Source organism: Bradyrhizobium sp. SRL28 (assembly GCF_018596315.1).
In the GTDB taxonomy this organism is placed as follows: Bacteria; Pseudomonadota; Alphaproteobacteria; order Rhizobiales; family Xanthobacteraceae; genus Bradyrhizobium.
The window spans coordinates 1-1,210 of record NZ_JAHEAG010000160.1; the positions used below are offsets into that span (position 1 = coordinate 1).

At 59.1% G+C, this 1,210-nt stretch carries 2 pseudogenes; one reads left to right on the top strand and one right to left on the bottom strand.

Annotated elements, in window-relative coordinates:
- Window positions 1–84: 84 nt before the first annotated feature.
- A pseudogene (locus KIP88_RS45760) lies at window positions 85–906 on the top strand (IS701 family transposase); the annotation flags it as partial.
- Window positions 907–936: 30 nt separating this feature from the next.
- Here KIP88_RS45760 and KIP88_RS45765 read toward each other — a convergent pair.
- Window positions 937–1,210 (bottom strand): annotated as a pseudogene (locus KIP88_RS45765) (transposase); the annotation flags it as partial.

The following is a 1,210-nucleotide window of genomic DNA, read 5'->3' on the forward strand; positions in this document are numbered from 1 at the left end:
GTGGTCTGATTCAAAAGGTCGCGGGCGAGGTCCTGTGAGAATCAGTTACCGGCTGAGATTCAGGCATCGGCAACGGGGGCTGATATGGATATCCAGACATCAGACGGCAGTGAATCGCGATTTTCGGCTTTTGTCGAGGGACTTGTGAGCGTGATCGGACATGCGGACCGGGCCCGGCCGTTGTTTGATTATTGCATCGGCTTAATCATGCCGGGTGAGCGTAAAAGCGTTGAGCCGATGGCAGCGGTGACGGCACCTGATCGGACGGCGGCGCAGCATCAGTCGCTGCTGCACTTCGTCGGCCAATCGGCTTGGTCTGACGAGGGTGTTTTGGCCAAAGTGGGTGAGATGGTACTGCCGGCGATAGAGCGCCATGGACCGATCGAAGCGTGGATCATCGATGACACCGGTTTTCCCAAGAAGGGAGCGCATTCGGTCGGTGTGGCGCGTCAATATTGCGGGCAGCTCGGCAAGCAGGATAACTGCCAAGTCGCGGTGTCCCTGTCGCTTGCCAATCACCACGCCAGTCTGCCGGCGATGTATCGTCTCTATCTGCCGCAGGAATGGGCGGCAGATAAGAAACGTCGGCGCAAAGCGGGCGTGCCCAAGGAGATCAGCTTTAAGACCAAGCCAGAGATCGCGCTTGAGCAGATCGAAGCGGCCTGCAGAGCCGGGCTTCCTCGCGGCGTGGTGCTGATGGATGCCGGATATGGCTGCAACACGGACCTGCGGACCAGCATCAGCGCGTTGGGGTTGACCTATGTGGCCGGTATCTTGCCAAACACCACGGTGTGGACATCCAACACGGCGCCGCTGCCGCCGAAAAAATGGTCGGGCAAAGGGCGACCAGCAAAGCTGCTGCGCCGCGACCACAAGCATCAACCGATTTCGGTCAAGGAGCTTGCTCTTTGCCTTCCTAAAGCCGTGGAAGTTGGCGCCGTCATCATCGTCGCCGCTGCCGTCCTTGGGGCGAAAACTCTTCTGTGAAGCCCAGGCTTCGATCAGCGTTCCATCCACCGAAAAGTGCTCGTCCGACAGCAGCGGCTTGACCTGCGGATGGTTCAGAAGCCTGGTCATGAACTTCGTGAACACATCGCCGTTCTGCAGCCGCTCCCGGTTCTTGGTGAAGGTGGTTGGGTCCCAGACCGGATCGTCCGGCGACAGTCCCACGAACCAGCGGTACAAAAGATTGTAGTCCAGTTGCTCCATC